General features: G+C 46.7%; 15 protein-coding genes. 9 read left to right on the top strand and 6 right to left on the bottom strand.

All coding sequences use genetic code 11. From position 1 onward, the window contains the following. Positions 1-43: 43 nt before the first annotated feature. Positions 44-862 carry an SDR family NAD(P)-dependent oxidoreductase gene (locus FRZ54_RS22165; protein WP_228462568.1) on the bottom strand — a complete coding sequence of 273 codons (819 nt, stop codon included), beginning with the start codon at positions 860-862 and terminating at the stop codon, positions 44-46. 188 nt (positions 863-1,050) lie between these two features. Between FRZ54_RS22165 and FRZ54_RS22160 the strand changes: the two genes are divergently transcribed. Both FRZ54_RS22160 and FRZ54_RS22155 read left to right on the top strand, forming a co-directional pair. Further along, positions 1,051-2,430, top strand: coding sequence for a M16 family metallopeptidase (locus tag FRZ54_RS22160; RefSeq protein ID WP_147033990.1), 1,380 nt, complete (start codon positions 1,051-1,053; stop codon positions 2,428-2,430). A gap of 15 nt (positions 2,431-2,445) precedes the next feature. After that, complete coding sequence (locus tag FRZ54_RS22155; protein ID WP_147033989.1) at positions 2,446-3,777, top strand: M16 family metallopeptidase; 1,332 nt, start codon at positions 2,446-2,448, stop codon at positions 3,775-3,777. A 29-nt stretch (positions 3,778-3,806) separates the two neighbouring features. On the opposite strand, the gene FRZ54_RS22150 is transcribed toward FRZ54_RS22155, so the two are convergent. From FRZ54_RS22150 to FRZ54_RS22135, 4 genes are all read right to left on the bottom strand, one after another. Further along, positions 3,807-6,077, bottom strand: a complete 2,271-nt coding sequence (locus FRZ54_RS22150; protein WP_147033988.1) for a tetratricopeptide repeat-containing sensor histidine kinase — start codon at positions 6,075-6,077, stop codon at positions 3,807-3,809. Between the two features lie 215 nt (positions 6,078-6,292). Continuing rightward, on the bottom strand, positions 6,293-7,750 hold the full coding sequence (locus FRZ54_RS22145; protein WP_147033987.1) for a glycine--tRNA ligase: 1,458 nt from the start codon (positions 7,748-7,750) through the stop codon (positions 6,293-6,295). Positions 7,751-7,859: 109 nt separating this feature from the next. After that, positions 7,860-8,228: a response regulator gene (locus FRZ54_RS22140; RefSeq protein WP_147033986.1), complete on the bottom strand. Its 369-nt coding sequence runs from the start codon at positions 8,226-8,228 to the stop codon at positions 7,860-7,862. Positions 8,229-8,436: 208 nt separating this feature from the next. Next, entirely contained in the window at positions 8,437-9,555 is a 1,119-nt protein-coding gene (locus FRZ54_RS22135) for a PAS domain-containing sensor histidine kinase (RefSeq protein ID WP_147033985.1), read from the bottom strand. Between the two features lie 244 nt (positions 9,556-9,799). Here FRZ54_RS22135 and FRZ54_RS22130 point away from each other — a divergent pair, with 244 nt between their 5' ends. Next, positions 9,800-10,507, top strand: a complete 708-nt coding sequence (locus FRZ54_RS22130; protein ID WP_147033984.1) for an ATP-binding cassette domain-containing protein — start codon at positions 9,800-9,802, stop codon at positions 10,505-10,507. An 82-nt stretch (positions 10,508-10,589) separates the two neighbouring features. Here FRZ54_RS22130 and FRZ54_RS22125 read toward each other — a convergent pair whose 3' ends face one another. After that, positions 10,590-11,651: a hypothetical protein gene (locus FRZ54_RS22125; protein ID WP_147033983.1), complete on the bottom strand. Its 1,062-nt coding sequence runs from the start codon at positions 11,649-11,651 to the stop codon at positions 10,590-10,592. A 267-nt stretch (positions 11,652-11,918) separates the two neighbouring features. Here FRZ54_RS22125 and FRZ54_RS22120 point away from each other — a divergent pair, with 267 nt between their 5' ends. The 6 genes from FRZ54_RS22120 (at position 11,919) to FRZ54_RS22095 (ending at position 18,330) form a co-directional block, all read left to right on the top strand. Then, positions 11,919-12,446: a hypothetical protein gene (locus FRZ54_RS22120; RefSeq protein WP_147033982.1), complete on the top strand. Its 528-nt coding sequence runs from the start codon at positions 11,919-11,921 to the stop codon at positions 12,444-12,446. A gap of 119 nt (positions 12,447-12,565) precedes the next feature. Beyond that, the gene (locus FRZ54_RS22115) at positions 12,566-13,057 is read left to right on the top strand and encodes a hypothetical protein (protein ID WP_147033981.1); all 492 of its coding nucleotides are present in this window, start codon (positions 12,566-12,568) and stop codon (positions 13,055-13,057) included. Positions 13,058-13,221: 164 nt separating this feature from the next. Further along, the gene (gldG, locus tag FRZ54_RS22110; protein WP_147033980.1) at positions 13,222-15,621 is read left to right on the top strand and encodes a gliding motility-associated ABC transporter substrate-binding protein GldG; all 2,400 of its coding nucleotides are present in this window, start codon (positions 13,222-13,224) and stop codon (positions 15,619-15,621) included. Positions 15,622-15,656: 35 nt separating this feature from the next. Continuing rightward, positions 15,657-16,781 (top strand): DNA polymerase III subunit beta, encoded by a 1,125-nt coding sequence (gene dnaN / locus FRZ54_RS22105; protein ID WP_147033979.1) that lies wholly within the window; start codon positions 15,657-15,659, stop codon positions 16,779-16,781. A 113-nt stretch (positions 16,782-16,894) separates the two neighbouring features. Beyond that, entirely contained in the window at positions 16,895-17,590 is a 696-nt protein-coding gene (locus FRZ54_RS22100) for a DUF4397 domain-containing protein (RefSeq protein WP_147033978.1), read from the top strand. A 2-nt stretch (positions 17,591-17,592) separates the two neighbouring features. Next, positions 17,593-18,330, top strand: a complete 738-nt coding sequence (locus tag FRZ54_RS22095; protein WP_147033977.1) for a DUF4397 domain-containing protein — start codon at positions 17,593-17,595, stop codon at positions 18,328-18,330. The last annotated feature ends 21 nt before the right edge of the window (positions 18,331-18,351 follow it).

The raw sequence follows: 18,351 nt of genomic DNA, 5'->3' as shown, positions 1-18,351 counted from the left end.
TTACCTGTTAATCGAGAGCGCCCTGTTTCCACCGGGCGCTTTTTTATTGCACCTCGTTGAACGACGGCATCCCGACCCGGTAATTGATACCTTCGGTGGTGCCGCATGTTACGTCGATCGTAACGCCGGTTATCATCCGGGCCAGGTCCGAAACCAGGAATACCGCCGTGTTGGCGATATCAGCCATGCCGGGTAGTTTTTTTAACATGGTATCGGCTTCCATTGTTGAAAGTATCGATCTCATCAGCTCGGGTTTGGCCGCAATGGTATCGGCAAAAACTTTTGAATCGGGCGAACCGGCCGACCGGATATTCACCGACCTGATGCCATACGCGCCGAACTCTGCCGCCAGGTTGCGCGAAAGGCTCTCGATAGCAGCACAGGTAGGAGCGAAGCCGCCGGTGTAAGGATAGCCCGTGCCGCCGGGTGTGGCAGTAAGGTTTAGGATAACGCCCGACCGTTGCTGCATCATTACTTTGACAGCAGCAACCGCTGTGATAAACCTGCTTTGCAGGGCCATATTTACCGGCGTTATAAAATCAGAAACCGATATCTCTGTTAGCGGGACACCCTGTACAACGCCGTTCCATGCAGTGTTGAACGAGATATCCACAGTGCCCGCCTGCTCCGCAACTTTGGCAATATGTGCCGCAACCGCCTGTTCGTCCAGCGCATCCACCTCGTCGGCTACTCCGTAACCGCCGGATGCTTGTATCTCTGCTGCAACTTTTTGTACTTTCTCTAGGTGCAGACCGGTTAAGTATACCCTGGCGCCGGCCGCGGCAAAAGCTTTGGCAACAGCGCCGCCCAGCGAGCCGCCTGCGCCGTAAATAACTGCGTTTTTGTTGTGAAGTGAGATCATGGATTAAAGTTAGGTTATTGAGATGAAAGGCGAAATGTAAAATTAGTAAAGCGCGCCCGGGAATAACGGTGACAGCCAGAGTCCTGATCATTTGCATTCAGGGCGTTTTTGTTAAATTGTGTTATTCGCACATAAGTTTCGTAACAGAAGCAATATATTTATAGTCTTATTGCAAAAACCATTCTTTTATGACATTCAAATTTGTACGATTTTTACTTTTAAGCTGCGCCGTTTCCTTATTTGCCTTCCAGTCGAAGGCACAGTTGCGCCTGCCCGAAGGGTATTTCTGGAAAAAACTTCCGAACGGTCTCGAGGTATTGGTGATAGAAAACAGCAAGGTGCCGCTGGCAACCATCGAAATTGCTGTAAAGAACGGCGCCTACACTGAAGGGCCCGAGTTTAGCGGGCTTTCGCACCTGTTCGAGCACATGTTCTTCAAAGCGAACAGGGATTACCCGAACCAGGAAGCTTTCCTGAAGCGCACGCAGCAACTGGGCGCCATCTGGAACGGTACGACCGATGTGGAGCGTGTGAACTATTTCTTTACGTTCGACAGGGACAGCTTGAAAGCCGGGTTGAAGTTTATGAATGCGGCTATCCGGTTCCCGATATACCGCGAGGAAGATATGAGGAAAGAGCGGCCGGTAGTCGACGGCGAGTTCCAACGGGCCGAAAGCGACCCCGGTTTCCAGCTTTGGTACGAGGTGCAGAAACACCTTTGGGGCGACCTGATAACCCGTAAAAATCCTATCGGCATACACGAGGTGATCAACACGGCTACGCCGGAAAAGATGATGATCATTAAAAACAAATACTATTTCCCTAATAACAGCCTGTTGACCATTTGTGGAGATGTGAAGCATGAACAGGCATTTGCCTTAGCCGAAAATACTTTTGGCGACTGGGCCAGCAGCGGTTTCGACCCGTTGCAGAAATATCCTATTCCGCCGTTCAAACCTTTGGACAAGAGCGAATTTTTTGTGAAGGAAATGGCTATAGCCCAAACACCCGATATGCAGTTTTCGTGGCAGGGGCCATCTTACCTCACCGACTCGGCTTCGACCGTGGCAGCTGACGTTTTTTCGACGATAATGGGACTAAACTCGTCTAAATTCCAGCAGGCCCTGGTTGATAAGGGGCTGGCTACCAATGCATCGCTGGGCTATACAACCTGCAAATATGTTGGCCCGATAGATATTTTCGTTAATCCTAACCCAAATAAGTTAAAGGAATGTTATGCAGAGGTAATGAATCAGATAGCCCAGTTTGCCAAACCGGATTACTTTACCGACGAGCAGTTGAAGGATGCCAAGGCCATCATGATCCGCAACAGCGTTCACCGCAAGGAAAAACCTTCTACCCTGGCCAGCCAGGCAAGTTACCAGTGGTGCAGTACATCGCTTAATTACTACACCGATATGGACAGCAACTACCAGAAGGTAACGCGCGAGGACATTATCAGGTACATCAACAAATATATCACCGGTAAACCCATGGTGGCCGGACTGATCATTAACCCGGAGCTGAACAAACAGCTTAATGCAAGTACATTTTTTGCAGCCCAATAAATAAAGCGCATCACAATGAAGAAGAAAATATTACTATTAGCCGCTGCCGGAATTTTAAGCCTGCAGATGGTATACGCCCAATCGAACAAGGGTTACGATATGATGATCAACGGTGTCAAGGTCATCGTTCAGCCAAGCGGCAACGATATTGTTGAGATACAAACCGTGATAAAGGGCGGCGTACAAAATTACCCGGCCGATAAAGCAGGTATCGAATCGCTCGCGCTTAACGCGCTTACCGAATGCGGTACGCTGAAACACGATAAGAACAGCTTTAAAAATGCGCTGGATAAAGTAAATGCATCGGTTTACGGGTTGTGCGGCAAGGATTATTCGGTAATCCGCATGAATTGCATTAAGATGGATTTTGACGATGTATGGCCCCTGTACGCCGAAGCGATAACCATCCCGAAATTTGACGCAAAGGAGTTTGCCCGTATCCAGCAGGATGCTGTCAACAACCTGAAAGAACAGGACAGCCAGCCAGATGCCGCTATCAACAAATATGCCGACAAGGTTGCCTTTGCCGGCCGCGACTATGCCAAAGACCCGTACGGAACCGTTGCAGTGATAGAGAAGCTGACCCCCGAAGAAACAAAAGCCTATTATCAGTCTATCCTGACGCGTTCGAGGATGACGATCGTTGTGGTTTCGAGCCTTGACCGTGCCGTTATTGAGCAGCGTGTTGGCCAGTTGCTTTCGGGTATCAAACAAGGTGCGCCTTTCCATTTAAAAAAGGATTTTTTCAGGGCCTATAAAAACTCCATCGCTATAGAGCCACGCGAATTGGCAACCAATTATGTTGAAGGCACCACAAGCGGCCCATCGCCCGGCATGGACGATTACAATGCATTTAATGTAGCCATGCGCATATTTGCCAACAGGCACTTTTTGTATATCCGCACTAAAAATGGACTTTCCTACGCGCCCCAATCATGGTTTACCGGCGGCAGCACCGCGGTGGCCAGGTTCGCAGTGTCTACGACACAGCCTGATAAATATATCGAGGTATTCAGCAAATTGGTGGATACCATCAAACAGACCGGGTTTACCAAGGATGAGGTGGATGATATGAAAGTGACCTACCTAACGGGTTTCTATTACCGCCAGGAAACTAACCAGGCCCAGGCAGCTTCTATTGCGGCTAATGAGGTGCTTTTTGACAACTGGCGCCGTTCGATGACCCTGGTGGACGATGTAAAGAAATTAACCGTTACGCAGGTAAACGACGCCTTCCGCAAATACATAGGCAATATTGTTTGGGTTTACCAGGGCGATCCTAAGAAGGTTACCGCGCAGGCCTATATCAATGGGTTGAACCGGGGCGATGCCGGTGCCGGACAATAAAAATGTGTTGATGAGATAGGGGGAAGGGGTTACGATGCCATCGCAACTTCTTCCTCTTCTTTTACAATGCTCATGGTCATGGGCAGGGTAAAGAAGAATTCGGTGCCCGAGCCCTGTACACTTTCTACCCATATTTTGCCGTTGCATTTTTCGATGAGGTCCTTGCAGAAAAGCAGGCCCATACCGGTGCCCGACTCATTATTGGTGCCCGTGCCGCTATCTACTTTGCTCCTGAACAGCTTATTCAACTGTTTTTCCGACATGCCCACGCCGGTGTCCTTTACGGATAGCAGGATAAAATTGTCCTCGTGGCGATGTGCCGTAACCTGGATCGTATCATCCTTCCTTGAGAATTTGATGGCGTTGGTTATCAGGTTGCGTATAACTATGCGTATCGAATTGGGGTCGGCGGTTACAGCCATTGACTCCGGTACGCTGTCTAATAGTTTTATACCCTTTTCGGCTGCCTGTTCCTGGTAGTTTTGCACCTCGAAGGCTGCAATTTCTTTTAGTGTGAAGCTCTTTGTCGAGCTGTTGAAGTTTTCCATCTGGCTGTTGATCCAGAATAACAGGGTATCCAAAAAGTCGGATGTGTATTCCAGCTTTTTCAACGCCTGCGGTATCATACTTAAAAACTGCTCGTGCGTAATGCTTTCATCTTCAAGCAAACCGAATAAACCCCTTAGCGTACTTAACGGAGCCCTAAGGTCGTGTGCCAGTACGGATATTAAACGGTCCTTAAGGTTATTCGATTCGTTAAGCTTATAGGTCTGATTATTCAGATCGGCCTGCTGCTTCAAAACCTCGTGGTTCTTGTCTTCCAGTATGGTATTGATCTTTTGTTGTTTGCGTTTGGCTTTGTAATACACGATCAGCACGGCGATCATACCCAAGATGATAATAAAGAAGATAACACTCAGCAAGCCCTGCCTTTGTATCTTTTCCTGGTATTGCTCATCCTTACGCTGGTGCTCTTCGGCAATGCGGCGCTGCTTTTCCTGGAAGGTCGATTCCAGGTTGAAGGATGTTAGTTTTTGTACATTTTCCTCGCTTTTCAGGCTATCCTTCAAATCGTCATACTGCTTGCGCATTTCAAAGGCTTCCTGGAACCTTTCCAAACCCGCCAAAGCCGAACTTAATTGAAGTGCAGCGTTTGCACGCAGGGATATGTTTCCAAGTTTCTGGGATGCTTCCCGGGCGATTGTCGCATACTGGTAGGCATTCTTATAGTCTTTCTGGAGGTTATAGACTGATGCAAAACTGCTCAGAGATACGGTTTTGTCATAGTCGAGCTTATAGTCGGTGGCTATTTTCAGTGACTTGGCCATATAGGCAAGTGAAGTGGCGAAATCCTTTTTGTTGGCATAACACAATCCCAGGTCGCGGTACAAGCCTGCCAAACCGTCCTTATCATCCTGGTCGATGGTGAGCTTTAACGATCTGCGGATGTAGGGCAGCGCTTCGTCAAATTTCTTTTGCAGCATCAGTATCTCGGCAATGTTCTGATAGCCGGTACTCATGCCTTGTATGTTTTTTGAATTTTGCCATATTAACAGGGCCCTTTTGTAATATTCCATGGATTTCGGGTAGATCTCCATGCCTTTCATAATCTCGCCTATGTTATTATAGTTGGATGCTGATGAAAACTTATCGTGAAGCTTGATGTTGATAGACAGCGACTTGAAATAATTATCAAGCGCATACGACGATTTGCCGATATTATCGGCCACCATACCAATGTTGTGATAGCTGTCGGCTATACCCGCCTCGTTGCTTATCCGCCTGTTTATTTCGAGGGATTTGTTAAAATAATACGATGCCGTATTGAAGTTGGACATGCGGTTATATAACCGGCCCGTGTGTATGTAGCAATTAGCGAGGCCGGCGTCGTCCTTTATTTTGATGTAAAGCAGTTCGGCTCCTTTAAAATTCTTTTCTGCTTTTGTGTAATCGCCTTTCAGGCTGTAAACCTTACCCAGCTCAACCATCCCGTCGGCAATACCGGAGTTGTATTTTATTGCAATGGACCTTACGATCGCCAATTTGCTGTAATAAATAGTGCTGTCGGGATTGATATCAATAAATTCGGCGGCAAGCTTGTTTATCCTGTTTATGGTAAGCGTATCAATAGGGGTATCCTTATTGGCCAGCGACGCAGCAAGCAGTGTTTTGAGGCTGTCCACCCGGTAACTTGCCATGCCATAAGCCGAGGAGCCGGCATAAGAGCCATCATACGGTCCCCTGGCGAAACCAGATAAAGCTGTAAGCAGAAGAATAAATAAAGTTAAATAACGCTTCAAGTTCTGTTTTTTTAGTTAAGCATAGCATCCCAAAAATGCCTTACATCACCCACTTCACAAATAAGCTTTACTACAGGGGTTAATAAGTTATTTGTTTAAACTTCAACTTTATACGTAACACTAAGGTGTTTTGGTTATACCTAATTATGCTTAAAGCAAAAAAGCCCGCCTGCGGTTAGCAAACGGGCTGATTTATAGTAACTTATTTTTGTTTTTTACAACACGTTCTTCCAGCTTACCAAATCGCCGATGATTCTGTCCAGGTCGGCGGCATTTACACGTTCCTGCTGCATGGTGTCGCGGTAGCGGATGGTCACGGTGTTATCTTCAAGCGTTTGATGGTCCACCGTAATACAAAATGGTGTACCTATAGCATCCTGCCTGCGGTAGCGTTTGCCGATGGCGTCCTTCTCCTCGTATTGCAGGTTAAAATCCACCTTCAGCCTATCCATTATCTCGCGGGCCTTCTCGGGCAGGCCGTCTTTTTTCGTCAGCGGGAATATAGCAGCCTTAACCGGGGCAAGGCAGGGATGAAGCCTTAATACCACGCGGCTGTCGGCACGTTCTTCGGTGCTCAGGTCCTCTTCCTCGTAAGCGTTTATCATCGTAAGCAGGAACAGGCGGTCGAGGCCTATCGAGGTCTCTATCACGTAAGGCACATAGTTCTGGTTGATCTCGGGGTCGAAATATTGCAGTTTTTTGCCCGAATATTTCTGATGCTGGCTCAAATCGAAGTCGGTACGGCTGTGTATGCCTTCCACTTCTTTAAAACCAAAAGGGAACTCAAATTCAATATCGAAAGCCGCATCGGCGTAAAACGCCAGCTTGGTATGTTCGTGAAAACGGTATTTTTCCGGCGACGTGCCTAAGGCAAGGTGCCATTTTAAACGAACTTGCTTCCAACGCTCGAACCATTCCTTTTGCGTGCCGGGACGAACGAAAAATTGCATCTCCATCTGCTCAAACTCGCGCATACGGATGATGAACTGCCTGGCGATAACCTCGTTACGGAAAGCCTTGCCTATTTGCGCTATGCCGAACGGGATCTTCATGCGGCCCGACTTCTGTACATTCAGGTAGTTCACAAATATGCCCTGCGCAGTTTCGGGGCGAAGATAGACCACGTCCGATTCCTCGGCTAAAGCGCCCATCTGCGTGCTGAACATCAGGTTAAATTGGCGAACATCGGTCCAGTTGGCAGTGCCGCTTACGGGGCATTTGATATTATGCTCAATGATCAGTTCGCGCAGCCGCGGCAGATCCTCGGCTTTCAGCGCTTTATCCATCTCCAGTTGCAACTCCTCGGCCAGGTCGGTTTTGCCCTCGCTGTCATATAGCGCTATCTTATCTTCCAAAAGCTGGTCGGCACGGTAGCGTTTTTTCGAATCCTTGTTGTCTATCATGGGGTCGGCAAAACCTGCCACGTGACCGCTTGCCTCCCACACTTTTGGGTGCATAAATATGGCAGCATCAAGCCCAACGATATTCTCGTTCATCTGTACCATAGCCTTCCACCAGTAGGTTTTCAGGTTATTCTTCAGCTCGGCACCGTTCTGGCCGTAGTCGTATACGGCGCTCAGGCCGTCATATATTTCGCTCGACGGGAATACAAAGCCATATTCCTTGGCGTGTGATATTACGTTCTTGAAAATTTCTTCGGGGTAATTGCTCATAATAGCGCAAAGATAGTTTTTAGTCCGAAAGACGGAAAGGGTTGATTGAGTTAGATTAAGTTGAATAGGTTTTTGGCATCCAATTCGAATTAAGCAATAATGATATTGCTTAAGCCAAACCGGGCGCACAATGCGCCAGGCTGTATAGGATATGCTGAAGTTCGTCCAGGTTAAAGGGTTTGGAAAGGTAAGCGTCGCATTTACAGCCTTTGGCTATTTCCTCGATATTAGGGCGGGTGGATATAAGCATTACCTGGACATGCTTTGTAGCACTGTTTAATTTTACCAGGTCGCAAATGCTGGTTCCCTGGTAGTTGTTCACCCAGTCATCCAGTATCAGCAGGTCGGGTGATATTTTTTTGATACGTGACAGTGTGATGTCCCCATCGCCGTAATACACCCGGCAACCCTGCTCCGCTGCGATATAACCCAAAGCTTCGCGGGTATCCTCGTCATCCTCAATAATCAGCACTTTCATTGTAATGGGTTAATTGCCAGTAAATTGTTTCAGTAATTTACCCAATAATAACAGCGCGAAAAATGATAGCGGTCACTTAGGCGATAATATTAATTTTTCAGTAACACCGCCGGTGTGCCGCCGGCGCTGAACGATTTTATCGACCCTAAAAAGGCTGTTTTGAAGCGGTAATAGCCTTTGACGCGCCGACGGTGTTACTGATTGTTTTTTACGACGGTAACTGAACCGATTTGAGCAGAAAGTATACGCTAAAGGTACTGCCCTTATTAACTTCACTTTCAACGCAGATACGGCCGCCCATCGCTTCGGTCTGGAACTTGGTTATGAACAGGCCTATGCCCTTTGCATCCTGGTTGCCGTGAAAGGTTTTATACATGCCAAAAATATCCTTGCCATGCCGTTTAAGATCGATACCCAATCCGTTATCCCTTATCCTGAAAACCAGTTCGCGGCCTTCAACCGCGGTTGTCAGCTCGATAAGCGGCAACCTGTCGGGGTGGCGGTATTTAAGGGCATTGGTCAAAAAGTTTAAAATGATACTGTCAAGGTAAGCCGGGTTAGCCCAAAGCATCAGCGTGGTGTCAATGCGGTTCAATATCAGCGCGTTTGTATCTTTCACCTGTTTGCACAACATGCCGGCAGTTTTTTCAACATAATCGTACAAATTGAGCCATTCGTATTTAAGCTTATCCTGATTGTGAGCGTCGGCCACCTCATTCAGGTTTTTTATTGTTGAGCTGAAATTTTTTGATACGGCACGCAAATAGCCCATCAGCTCATTTTTTTCCTCTTCGGTTTTGGCCTCGTCAATAAAATCCAGCAGGGTCGCCAGGTTGAAGGCGTAAGTATTCAGGTTGTGCGATACGATATTAGCGAAATTAAGCAGGCGGTTATTTTGTTCCCTGATGATCTGGTTGGAGCGTTGCAATTCCTTGTCGAGTATTTTCATGGCTGTGACATCGGCCACATGCACATAAAAACCTTTGACTTCGCCTTTGCTGTCTATATCGGGGAAATAATTAGCGATCGACGGTCGTATGCTGCCATCGGGCATTGGGATATCCCGCTCGAAAGTCTGGGGACTGCCGGCAAGCGCACGCATAATATAAGGGTGATTTTTCGCAAAAAGCTCGGGGCCAAGCAAGTCCATCAGCGTCATTTTATTTACAAGCTGCTCGCTCGACTTGCCAAACCAGTCCAAATAGGCTGTATTGGCGAAACGGCACACCAGGTTTTTGTCCCAGTAGGCCAGCATGGCCGAGATGTGGTCGGCTACTGCAAGGTCAAACCCATCGTTGTGGTTTGCTTCCATGATCTGTGTTCCCATTAGTTAATTCAATAGGGGTAATAAATTCCAATCCAAAGGCACCTGAATGCATCTATAAAAATAAAAGCAGGCTAAGCTTTAAAAAATGACGCTCATCATACCGGCAAATAAAAAAGGTCGTTTGAAGGAATTATCCGTTTGGAAGGGTTATAAAAGTTGAAGATGTCGCTCATCATCTTCGACAACTAATCTTTCGGACTTTCCGACTTGCGGACTTTCCGACTAAAACCTACATTTACACCCCATGAGCATCAGTGTAGAATCATTGACCAAGGTTTACGGCCAGCAAAAGGCTGTGGATGGCATATCGTTTAGCGCGCAGCCTGGTGTGCTGGGCTTTTTGGGGCCAAACGGTGCAGGCAAGTCAACTACCATGAAGATTTTGACGGGTTATATTCCGCAAACATCGGGCAAGGCGTCGGTATGCGGTTTTGATGTGGAAACTCAGGCCCTGGAGGTAAAACGCAATATTGGCTACCTGCCCGAAAGCAACCCGCTTTACCAGGAGATGTATGTACGCGAGTCGATGGCGTTTATTGCCAACATTCATGACGTGCCTGATGCTGAAAAGCGAATTGACGAGGTGATAGAGCTTACCGGCCTTACGCCCGAAAAACATAAAAAGATAGGTCAGCTAAGCAAAGGCTACAAACAAAGGGTAGGGTTGGCACAGGCTATACTGCATGATCCGCAGGTGCTGATACTGGATGAACCAACCTCGGGGCTTGATCCGAACCAATTGATAGGTATTCGCCAGTTGATACGTGACCTGGGCAAAACCAAAACCATCATCCTGAGTACCCATATAATGCAGGAGGTGGAAGCCGTATGCAACCAGGTGGTAATTATCAACAAAGGAAAAATAGTGGCTAATGATTCGCTCGACGGATTGCGTGCTGCCAATAAAGGGAAATCGCTCGAAGATATTTTTATCAGGCTGACGAATAATTGACCACTGTGTCATGCTGATTTTTCCCGTCGACTGTTTCTCATTACTCCCAACCCCAAAAAAACGGGCGGACAAGCGTAACTCGTTAACACAAACAATCCACCCAATCGCAGCCGACCGTGCCGCTCCAGCTCAAAAGTGCCATTCCAATCCATATCAAGCCTTTTTTGCGCTCTGCGATTTTATTACGAATGGTATTAAAGAAAATACTCCGCTGCTTTTCGCCCACAACGCTAATGTGGGTTGATTTGCGTATCACATTTTGCAGGTGCTTATAGGTAAACTCGCAGAAATCCGGCGCCTGGGTCGACATATAATTCAAACCGTTATGGTTGATGAAGGTTATGCGCCGGTTGTCGCTTTGTACGTACACCGTGTTGTCGCCAATCAGGCTCTCATTAATATAGGCATCGTAGGGCGCATAGTGCGCGGCATCGGACTTGCCATAAAAGAATTTTCTCCCAAATTCAAGCTGCTGCTCCAGGTGGTCGATCAGTTGTTCAAGTTGTGCGTATATCTTCAGTAGTATATCGTTATCCGCAAAAACATTGGCCTGCTTGTACATTTCTATCTGGCTGAGCGTAACATTTACACTCTCCTCGTTAAATATATCGGTTGACGGCAGCGTAACAAATAACTCATCGATCTTTTTTGCCAATTCATTGGATTCAGGGTCATTTTCCCCGCCGGTAAACTTTTGCCGGGCCAGCTCGGGATACCCAATTACGGTACGCTTCCAGAAAAAGAATTTAAATGCTGCCAATTCGGGGAACGGCATAAAATGAAAGATGGGCAGGTCTTTGCTGTAATAGTACATCACGGGGTTTTGCAACTTATTAAAAAGTGCGAGGTTACCTGCTACAAACCGCAGGAAATTGCCAAACCCGTGAGAGAAATCGACCCTGTCGTCCGAAAAGATAATTGTTTTGGAATTTACCTGCAGCAACTCATCCAGGGAGATATTGTATTTACTTGACAGCAGGTGTGTTTCGTCAAGGCTTAACGGCTTTTCGCCCCTGATGCGACGGTAAGCGCTGTCGTTGCTGATATTCAGTGTTTCCGCTATTTCCTCAACCAGGGAAAGATGCGGGGGGATTTTTGATTTGATGTGATTAAAGAATAGAAGCTGGGTTTGGGTTGTCTCCATGAAGCCGGGTTTCAGTGATATTTCTTTAGGGATTACTCATTACCGTTATGGATATTATTGGCAGAAATTGCAACGGGTTGATAATCAAACATTAAATTTAGTAATAATTACTGTTAAATAATAATACACAGCGGAGTAATATTATTATTTACTTAATCCGCAGCTTGGGCAGGATTTATCAATTTTCCGCAGGGTACGCGCCCCGGTAGCTTTACTTCATCATTAGGGCTACAAACAAATTAATCTTTAACAATTAAACTTAAGATCATGAAAAAATTACTATTAACACTCATTATTCTGAGCGGGACAGCAGTTTGCTGTTTTGCCCAGGAAACCACCACCGTCTCGAACAGTTCAACCGGCGCCGGTGTGAAATTTAGCATTGGGGCGGAAGCCGCATTGCCGGTTGGCGATATAAGCAATCTTTACAGCTATGTGATCGGCGGCTCGGTCAAAGCGGAGATACCCACGGCTAACCACACCTTTCTAACCTTGTCGGCGGGCTACAATTCCTGGATGGTTAAAAGCGACCTGAAGGGCCTTTTGGGTTCATCATCGACGGGATTTGTACCGCTGAAAGCCGGCATCAAGTATTATTCGGACGGGAATTTCTTTTTGGAGGGACAAGCGGGCATTGTATTCTCAACAGAGTCGGATGGCGGGCACGCTTTCGTATTCTCGCCGGGCATTGGCTATACCTTTAATGGCGGTTTTGAGGCTGGGTTACGTTACGAGGGCTGGAGCAACGGTGGCACAACCAGCCAGGTGGGCCTTCGGCTGGCGTACAGGTTCTGAACAAGCAATAGATACGTCATATTACATTGACGGCCCTATGATAGCCCGGCGGCCGGGAGGTTGCCGGGTTTTTATTATGTCTCCAACCTTCACCAACAGGTCATCAAAATCAAAAAATCATGAAAAATCAAATCATACTATTTTTATTGTCATCAATAGCTCTGTGCGGCTGTACAAAAATTGTACATACTCATCAGCAGGTAATGCAGGGTTTCCGCAACCGCGAGGATGTTGCTCAGCGTTTTGGAAGGCCTGACGAAATTATGACCAGGAGTGGCGTTACCGGCTGGCTGTATATTTGCGACACTCTGTCAAACCGGACAATGGCCAGCCGGGCGGCCAATGATAAGAATTATAAATTCGAAACCGATAGTGCGGGTCTTAAGAAAGCTATGGTGCCACAATTCAGTCAACATAAAAGGTATATGGTATTTAACTTTAATTCGCAGGGAGATGTATTGGCTTACAGCTCGCGCGGGGTGAGCATTGCCCAAAAGAAGAATAATCCGCTTGGTACCGCATTGCTTATAACCGGAGTAGCCGCAAGTGTAGCTGTTATCATATTCGCGGTAACCTTCCGGCTCGATTTCTCGGGTTTGGGCGGATATTAGCTGTATAAGTTGCTGCGTTTTTAAGCAGAAAGCTAAAAGATCAAAACAGAAGGTTTAGATCATATTATAAAATGCTTTCACCTTTTGGCTTTCTGCTCAATACCCTCCTTTCACAATCCCAAATAATATTGTAATTTCGGCACCTTACAGCCGTTAATTTCGCAGTGTATAGCATTCTAAAGAAGGAGATCACATCCTACCTCAGCTCGCTCGTAGCATACGTAACCATTGGTGTATTTTTATTGGTGCTGGGCCTGTTCCTGTGGGTATTCCCCGAATCGAGCATTCTTGAATATGGTTACGCAGGGTTGGACAGCCTTTTCAGTACCGCGCCATACCTGTTCATGTTCCTTATTCCGGCCATTACTATGCGCTCACTTGCCGAGGAACGCAAGGAAGGAACCTTCGAACTATTGCTCACACGCCCGCTGACAGACGGACAAATTGTACTTGGCAAATTCTTCGCCTGTGTACTATTGGTGCTTTTCGCACTGCTGCCAACGCTGGTTTATTATTATACAGTTTACCACCTGGGTAACCCGCAGGGCAATATCGATAGCGGTGCGGTTATAGGCTCTTATATCGGCCTGTTCTTATTGGGGTCGTCTTTCGCGGCGATAGGGCTTTTCGCCTCGTCCATCAGCAAAAATCAAATTATTGCCTTTACCATCGCGGTATTCCTGTGCTTCTTCTTTTATACTGGTTTTGATTCGTTAAGCACCTTGTTATCGCTCCAGAACTTAGGTTTGGAAAGCCTGGGCATTACCAATCATTACGACTCGGTGAGCCGTGGCGTACTGGATACCCGCGACCTGGCTTATTTTTTATGCCTTAGTGCGCTATTTATTGGCTTTACCTTAATGGTGATCAAAACACAGCGGCAAAAGGGCAAAAAAGGCACCCTGATAGTACTGGCAGTTATTGTCGTAGTTGGATATCTGTCGACCTTAAGCTTTACACGCATCGACTTTACGAAGGAGAAGAGGTTCACCCTGTCGCCCGTGACCCGGCAGGTAATGAGTAACCTGCACCAGGAAGTTAAGGTGACGGTTTACCTGAAGGGAAAAAGCTTTCAAAGCTGGATGAAGAGCCTTCAGCGTGCCACCCGCGATATGCTGAGCGATTTGCAGGCATACTCGCACGGCAATTTGCATTTTGACTTTGTCGACCCGATAGAAAATATCAAAAACCTTTCCGACGATCAGCAAAAGGCTATCTATGACTCGCTTGATGCGAGAGGCATCAGCGGGCAGCCTTTCAGCATAAAAACGGATAACGGGCTTTCTCAGATCATGATCTTTCCCGAGGCACTGGTTGAATACAAGGGGCAAAGCATCGCCGTAAACTTATTACAGTCACGTATCGGTTTATCCGAAGAAGAAGTAGCCAAAAATTCGATACAAAACCTTGAATATAATTTTGCATCGGCCATCAGGAAGATCACCAGCGGCGGCAAGCCATTGATCGGGTTTACCGAAGGGCATAATGAATTGAACGACCGCCAGCTGAACGATGCCATGCGTTCTTTAGCCAATGGTTTTGTTGTAGGGCGGGTCGATCTGAAAACCATTCCTTTCGAAGCTTTGATGCACCTGCGCATGCTGGTTATCCCAAAACCTGATAAACCGTTTACTGAGCTCGAGAAATTTAAAATAGACCAGTATGTAATGCGGGGCGGTAAGGTATTATGGACGATAGACCAGGTAAGCGCCGAACTTGATAGTTTGAAAGGACATGGCAACGAGCAACTATCATTCCCCAAGCAACTGAATTTGGATGATCAGCTATTTGTTTACGGCGTGCGTATCAACTATGATTTGATAGCAGATATGAGCTGCGCTTCCATACCCGTTGTCACCGGCAATGTTGGCGGGCAGCCGCAGATACAAAACGCACCCTGGCTGTTCTTTCCCGTCATTATCCCGCAATCCAAAAATCCTGTGGTGAAAGACCTGGATGGCATCCGCACCGAGTTTGTAAGCACCATCGATACCATTGGGGTTAAAGGAATAAAAAAGACTATCCTGCTCAGTTCATCTATCCATAATAAGAAATTTTCGGCGCCGTACCTGTTGTCGCTGCAGGCACTGGAGCAGGAACCCGATCCGAAGCAGTTTATCAACGAACCGAAAACTGTTGGGGTGTTACTGGGAGGGAAGTTCAAATCAGATTTTCTGAACAGGCCGCAGCCCGAAGGATTAACAGATAAAATGGAGTCGCTGCCCGAAAGCAAGCCGACTAAAATGATCGTGATAAGCGACGGCGATATTTTTAAAAACCAGGTAGGGCAGGACGGGTCGGTATATCCTTTGGGCTACGACCGTTACACCCAGCAAACTTACGGCAACAAGAATCTTCTGCTTAATATTGCCGACTATATGACCGACGATTCGGGCCTGATAGAACTGCGCACAAAAGAGATAAAGATACGCCTGCTCGACAGGGCAAAAATACGAAGCGAAAAGCTGTACTGGCAGGTGATAAATAATGCCGTTCCCTTGGCGTTTGTGTTAATATTTGCTATTTTTCAACATTATATTCGCAGAAGAAAGTATGCTCATTAATTTTTATACTTTTGGTTGATTAATACTATTCACTTATGAGATTTATAGTTTCAACATCCACATTACTCAAGCAACTGCAGGCCGTAAGCGGGGCACTGAGCAACAGCACAGTTTTGCCCATATTGGAGAATTTTTTATTTGAGATAAAGGATGGGAACTTAACCATTTCTGCCACTGATCTGCAGACCAGTATGACCACCTCGCTGACGGTGGAGGCCAAGGAGAACGGCCGCATCGCCATACCTTCGCGCATACTGCTTGATACCCTGAAGTCGCTGCCCGAGCAGCCTATTGCTTTTAATATTGACGACAGCACTTTTGCCATTGAAATAAACGCGGGCGACGGTAAATACAAACTGAGCGGCGAGAACGGCGAGGATTTCCCGAAAATACCGGTTGTGGAAAATGCGTCGTCGGTTAACCTGCCGGCTTCGGTATTGGCGGAGGCGATTAACAAAACTATCTTCGCGGTAAGCAACGATGAGCTTCGCCCGGCTATGACGGGGGTTTACTGCCAGCTATCAAGCCAGTATATCACTTTTGTGGCAACTGATGCTCATAAACTGGTTCGTTACCGTCGTAAGGATGCAAAAGCTGCAAGCACCGCCTCGTTTATTTTGCCAAAAAAAGCTTTAAATTTGCTTAAATCGGCATTGCCTTCCGAGGATATCAATGTTTCGGTAGAGTATAACAGCACAAGTGCGTTCTTTAAATTCAGTAATATCAACCTTGTTTGCCGTTTGATAGACGAGCGTTACCCGGATTATGAAGCGGTAATACCGCAAAACAATCCGAATAAACTGATCATCGACAGGCAATCGTTCCTGGGTTCGCTTAACCGCGTGGCCATTTACGCCAACAAAACCACGCACCAGGTAAGACTGAAGATCAACGGCAGCGAACTGAATATATCTTCGGAAGATATTGATTTTGCCAACGAAGCGCATGAGCGTTTAAGCTGCCAGTATGATGGTGAGGATATCGAGATCGGGTTTAATGCACGGTTTTTGATAGAGATGCTGAAAAACCTGGGCAGCGAAGAAGTTGTGCTTGAAATGTCGACACCAAACCGTGCCGGCCTGTTGCTGCCTGTTGCAGGTGATGAGAATGAAGATGTGCTGATGCTGGTGATGCCGGTAATGCTTAATAGTTATGCTTAAGTTGTAAACTTAAATTATAAATCCAAATCCAGAGTCCGGTGTACAAACCGGACTTTTTTGTTCGACCAAATAACAAATGAACAGATAACAAGTTATAATAGCATTTAACAGGTATGAATATCCGTATAACAGGCTTGTTCCTTGTTGCCCTTATAGCTGCTTTTGCGTCCTGTAAAAAAAGCGGCGATGTGCCCGTTGCTGTAACCCTTGCCGACAGCCTGAATATTGTCAATGCTTCAACCAATACTATCAATTATTACCTGAACGGTACACGCCTGAATAATAATTCGAATTTGTACCCGGGGGGCTCATCGGGTTACTATTATGTTCCTACGGGGACACAAACTTACCAGGTAAAAAAGGCGTTCGACCCCGCTACCAGCGTGGTGCAGCAACTATTCAGCATTCCATTGGATCTTGAAGCACACCATTATTATTCGTTATTCATAACCGACGACACAGCCGCCCATGCGTTTTATATAAAAGACGCGCTGCGACCGGAAAACCGGACGGACACCTGTTTAGTGAGATTCGTAAATGCTTCGCCCAATAGCGGGAGCCTTGATTTTGCTGTCGGAGATACATTAAAGTTTAGTAATAAGGCATTTACCGATACCAGCGATTTTCGACCTGTGGGTGTTAGCGGCTTAAAAGCAATTGCCTTATACCAATCAGGTTCCGCAGAGCCGCTTGTGAGCGGTCACTATCCACTCGTCGCCGGGCGATCGTACACGTTCTACGCCAAAGGGAAAAAGGGCGGTTCGGGAAATACGGCGCTTAACTTAGGCGTTACCTTGAATTATAATTAAGAATGAAAAAGAAGCATAGCGGTGGTGTAAAGGTTTTGATCATCCTGTTTATAATGGGGGCTTTTGCTGTTCCGTTTATTTCGTCCTGCGGCAAAACTTCGGTCAATGCCAGCTCACAAAATATACAATACCAGGTAGTAAATCTTAGCCCCAGCCTGGGGCCAATTAGCTTGTATATTAACTATAGGATTTACAATAATGCCAATTTTTATTATCCAAGGCCCTCAGGCTATTTTTACCTCAGTTCGATCAATCCGCCGTTCCAGATCAGGTCGTCACCTAATCAAACCGCAGGTACTATAATTACTGTACAGGGCAATATCTTGAGCATGAGCGATACGCTGAAACCTAACCTGAGATATACCCTATTCGTAACCGGGCTGCTTTCCGACAGCAGTATTAACCGTGTTTTCCTGACGGATACTTCATCTGCGCCAACAACCGGCCGGGGGAAGGTAAGGTTTTTGAATGCTTCGCCGTTATCGGGCGCATTTGACCTGTGGGCCAACGACAGGCTGGCGTTCTCGAATGCTAAGTATAATATTGTTACACCTTACATGGAGTTGCCGGCAGGCAGTTATAATTTTAATGTCTACAGCCAGGGGACCTCTACGGGAGTGATCGGTTCGGAGCAGAATGTGACCATCCAGGACGGACGGCTTTATACCATTTACTCCTACGGTGTAGCCGGCCACACCGACAGCCTCGCATTCGGCATGGGCACCATCACCAATAAATAATCCCGTTTTAATTTATATTTT

The organism is Mucilaginibacter ginsenosidivorans (genome assembly GCF_007971025.1).
In the GTDB taxonomy this organism is placed as follows: Bacteria; Bacteroidota; Bacteroidia; order Sphingobacteriales; family Sphingobacteriaceae; genus Mucilaginibacter; species Mucilaginibacter ginsenosidivorans.
The sequence above is the reverse complement of the archived record's forward strand: the minus strand, read 5'-3'. Positions and strand labels throughout refer to the sequence as shown.